The organism is Ferruginibacter sp. (assembly GCF_028288465.1).
Taxonomy (GTDB): Bacteria; Bacteroidota; Bacteroidia; order Chitinophagales; family Chitinophagaceae; genus Ferruginibacter.
In genome coordinates this window covers 1-3,941 of the sequence record NZ_JAQBNR010000076.1, presented here as the reverse complement: position 1 = coordinate 3,941, position 3,941 = coordinate 1, and the positions used below count along the sequence as shown (strand labels likewise).

General features: G+C 53.3%; 5 protein-coding genes. 1 reads left to right on the top strand and 4 read right to left on the bottom strand.

The features are described from left to right. Nucleotides 1-80: 80 nt before the first annotated feature. From JWR61_RS28370 to JWR61_RS27835, 4 genes are all read right to left on the bottom strand, one after another. A complete protein-coding gene (locus JWR61_RS28370) occupies nt 81-437 on the bottom strand; it encodes a MerR family transcriptional regulator (RefSeq protein ID WP_367881831.1) in 357 nt (118 codons plus the stop codon). Then, nucleotides 418-714 carry a hypothetical protein gene (locus tag JWR61_RS27845; protein ID WP_301930913.1) on the bottom strand — a complete coding sequence of 99 codons (297 nt, stop codon included), beginning with the start codon at nt 712-714 and terminating at the stop codon, nt 418-420. Before JWR61_RS27845 ends, JWR61_RS28370 begins: the two co-directional genes overlap by 20 nt. A gap of 36 nt (nt 715-750) precedes the next feature. Next, entirely contained in the window at nt 751-996 is a 246-nt protein-coding gene (locus JWR61_RS27840) for a hypothetical protein (protein WP_301930912.1), read from the bottom strand. A 648-nt stretch (nt 997-1,644) separates the two neighbouring features. After that, nucleotides 1,645-1,962 (bottom strand): hypothetical protein, encoded by a 318-nt coding sequence (locus tag JWR61_RS27835; RefSeq protein WP_301930911.1) that lies wholly within the window; start codon nt 1,960-1,962, stop codon nt 1,645-1,647. 297 nt (nt 1,963-2,259) lie between these two features. Here JWR61_RS27835 and JWR61_RS27830 point away from each other — a divergent pair, with 297 nt between their 5' ends. Then, the gene (locus JWR61_RS27830) at nt 2,260-3,888 is read left to right on the top strand and encodes a ribonucleotide reductase N-terminal alpha domain-containing protein (protein ID WP_301930910.1); all 1,629 of its coding nucleotides are present in this window, start codon (nt 2,260-2,262) and stop codon (nt 3,886-3,888) included. The last annotated feature ends 53 nt before the right edge of the window (nt 3,889-3,941 follow it).

The window sequence follows — 3,941 nt, the reverse complement described above, 5'->3', positions numbered from 1 at the left end:
CGTAGGAGGCAAAGTGACCGAGGACGCTATCCGATCGATCTTCGATCTCCGGGATGTAGTTATCTACAATGGCTACCTTGTCAGGTAGCGCTTGTTGTAGGAGTAGGGCTAGCTCCGTTTTGCCCGAGCTTGGTGCCCCGATGAGAGCGATCTTCTGCATTATTCTGAGCCTCAATATTCTCTAGTAAGTAGACGGCAGCCTCGACCATGTGAAGTCGGGCGTCCGAGATCCGACGAAGCTTGTATGCAATTTGCGCCGTACGCCTGACCTCATCGGTAGTCAAACGTCGGTCCCCGTTGGAGTCACGGGGAAAGACAACTAGGCCGTTACGCTCCCAATGGCGCAGCGTCACAGGAGACTTACCCAGAAAGCGGGCCAAGTCGGTTACTGTGAAAGCAAACTTCCAATTGGTGGGGTCAGTTGTCGTACGTGCCATGTTCAAGTTCTTCCGGCTTCGCCTTACGTGGCGCAGCCAAGCGTGTCTGAGGCTTAGGCATGGTGATGTAAGGCTCCAATGCTGCCACCTGCTCTGCCGTTAATTCATCCAACGGCTTGAGCTTTCTTACTGTCACTTCCTCGGTGATCGCCTCCCAAAGGCCGGGCTGCTCCTCAGCCAAGCCGTCATCATCCAGGGTGGGTGTTCCTTCAGCGATGATGCGTTGAAACACCTGCCCGGTTTCTCTATTGATGTAGGAGAACTCCTTAAGGGACATATCCTCTTCAAGGATAACCTTTCACTTTCCTTGCTCCTATTCGATAGCGCTCAAGACGCGGTAGCGAGGGTTCTTACGCGGTGCCGAACGAAGAGCTTCCTCTTCATTTTCAGCCACGAGTTCTTCTACAACCTGAGAAGCTACCTCATCTTGAAGAGCTTCCGTTGCCGCCGCGAAGAATCTCTTCTTGTAATCATCCTTCAGAAGCTCTTCAGTCTTCCAACGCTTGTACGCCCCGCCCAATCCGCTCGTAATTTCTTGCAGGGTCATGGCTTCATCCACTCCGGGTTACGGGTGGCCTCCGCTACCTGACGCTGAGCGTCAGCAAGATCCGTGATCGCATAGGCAATGGCGATAAGCCCTTGCTTCAGATTTTCAGCCAAGACCTTTGCGGCCTGTGTTTCAACAGAATACTGAGGAGGGGTACTCTGGTATTCAATACGTTGAATGTCTACCCTACTCACCGTTATCCTCCCACATCGCCCAGGTAGCAGGCCCATCACAACGAGGGCACTTACGCTCTTGTTTATGTACGTCCGTAGCTTCTTCCGGTCCTTCTAGTTCATTCCACCCGCAGTGCGCAGCATGCGCTTCCTGCTGATGACGGCACTTGCCCCGGAAGTTATAGGACTTGCATTCGCATACATGTTGTTCTGAGCGGTTGGCCCAGGGATTCACATGAACGACGTAGCGCGTGTCCTCGTCGCTAGAGGACTGAGCTTCATAGGGGTACCAACCGCTTAGAGTTTGGCACTGCAAGGCTGGAATAATGTTCAATTTAGGACCCTCCTGTGGTCATGAAGACAATTTATCAGGCGAGTTAGTCGCCAGAAGAAGACAAAGGGCCGGTCGTTAAACCGGCCCAATGCCAAGGAGGACCCACATGTCAACTACTCGAACCCGCCGCTGAAGCGTATCAGGCGGGTTAGTCTACTCGCCTACGGGCGTCGTCTCGACGGCCCCCAGCTTTGTGTTGACCTTGCCTGCCTTCCACAGCCAGTGGTGCGCAGCGAATGCCGCCGCGATACCCGAAACGACCAACTGCACGGTCGCGTTGTTGAAGCCGAAGACATTGGTCTCCAGCGCTGTGTAGAGCGATGTCGTGACCGCAGCCACGACTACCTGAACGACGAGCTTAACCGACTCGTCCAGCCACGGTCCGACGCGATTCAGCACATAGCCGATAAGCGGGGATAGTGAACCGATAACTAGTACCCATAGTTGGGTGTTACCTAGAAGAAGATTCATAGATGGTTCCCTCCTTTCCGCATATTACCCGCCCGCGCGCTCCCTGTTTTAAACCTATCTCTGTGTGAGTTTCTTATAGCGTGCTCGCTGTACAAGTTGTTCAATCTTTTACTACATATTATGGGTCCAAGGGCGCGTAGGCGCGTGATCTTATCAAGCGGGGAAGCAGCAACCTAGGGCACTACTTAGTCCTCGTGCGGGGCGACGGTGTAAGCTGTACGTAATTAATTCAAAGACGATCAGGAGCAGTTGGTGGCAACGAGTACTAAGGATTTTGAAGCATCGGTAGAGCAGACAATGAGCCCATTCGCACAAGCGATCTATGAGCAGAAGTACGCCTTCAAGGACGAGAACGGCAAGGTCATCGAGACGTGGAACGACACCGCTTATCGGGTAGCCAAGCATGTTCTGGGGGCCTTGGATTACAATGAAGATTCTGAAGAATTCCAGGCAATTCACTCTTTAATTGCCGAGCGCAAGTTCATGCCGGGTGGCCGTTATCTCTACGCCTCCGGTCGTCCCCTTCATCAGACCCAGAATTGCCTACTGCTACGCGCTGAGGACTCGCGCGAGGGTTGGGCAGACCTACTTCATCGTGCAGCAATGGCCCTGATGACAGGTGCCGGTATTGGCATTGACTACTCTAATGTACGTGCCAATGGTACACCCATTCTCAAGACAGGTGGACTAGCCTCCGGACCAATTTCACTCATGCAGATGATCAATGAGTGTGGCCGACACATCATGCAGGGTGGTTCTCGTCGTTCGGCTATCTGGGCTGGACTCCGTTGGGATCATCAGGATGCTATGTCCTTTATTCGTTCTAAGGACTGGAGCGATGCAGTGCGTGCGGAGAAGGAAAAGGACTTCAACTTCCCGGCTGCCTTGGACATGACCAATATCTCAGTCATCTTGAACGATGAGTTTTTCATTGCCATGGATGATGCGAAGAACCCCAAGCATGGGTTGGCACAGGAGATCTACAAGGCTGTTAACAAGCGCATGCTCAAGACAGCAGAGCCCGGATTCTCCGTTGACGTGGGAGAGAATTCTGGAGAGACACTGCGTAACGCATGCACCGAGGTCACTTCATCGGATGACTCTGACATTTGTAACCTTGGCTCCCTGAATATGGCCCAATTCGATTCCAAGGAAGACTTCGCTTCGGCTGTGTTCTATGGAACGTTGTTCCTTTTGGCGGGTACAGTCTATTCGCATGTCCCTTATGAAGGTGTCGATGTAACTCGTACGAAGAACCGTCGTCTAGGGCTCGGTCTCATGGGGATCCATGAGTGGCTCCTGAAGCGCAACTACGGTTATGAACCTAATGAGGAGCTAGGGGACTGGCTGGAAGAGTATGCCCGGTCTACCGACTACGCTGCTATGTGGGCCGACAGGCACATGCTCTCTCGCCCAGTCAAGACACGTGCCATCGCTCCTACTGGCACGATTGGTATTATCGCGGAGACCACGACAGGCATTGAACCGATTTTCTGCGTGGCATACAAGCGCCGCTATCTCGTGGAAGGCACCACGTGGAAGTACCAGTACGTTATTGACCCTACGGCTAAGCGTTTGATCGAGAACTATGGTGTCGATCCTAATGCCATCGAGGATGCTTACTCGTTGTCCTACAACGTGGAGAAGCGAGTGGCCTTCCAAGCCTGGGTTCAACAGTATGTTGACCATGGTATCTCCTCCACGATTAACCTGCCGTACGTGATCACTGACGAACAAGAGGTTCAGGACTTTGGTGAGATGCTGTATAAATACTTGCCACAGGTACGAGGCGTGACGTGCTACCCCGATGGCGCCCGTGGCGGACAGCCGCTTACAGCCGTTGGTTACGCGGTTGCAGCCGCTCAAGAGGGCGTCGTATTCGAGGAAACCGAGGAACGCTGCGTAGGCGGTGCCTGCGGAATCTAGCCTCGAATTTGACAGAAGTCCTGGAACTGCGGTAGAGTCGTGGACATGAGCAA

Coding starts and splice junctions, on each gene's coding strand:
- JWR61_RS27830 (WP_301930910.1), top strand. CDS start 2,260: ATGAGCCCATTCGCACAAGCGATCTATGAGCAGAAGTACGCCTTCAAG.
- JWR61_RS27845 (WP_301930913.1), bottom strand. CDS start 714: ATGTCCCTTAAGGAGTTCTCCTACATCAATAGAGAAACCGGGCAGGTG.
- JWR61_RS27835 (WP_301930911.1), bottom strand. CDS start 1,962: ATGAATCTTCTTCTAGGTAACACCCAACTATGGGTACTAGTTATCGGT.
- JWR61_RS28370 (WP_367881831.1), bottom strand. CDS start 437: ATGGCACGTACGACAACTGACCCCACCAATTGGAAGTTTGCTTTCACA.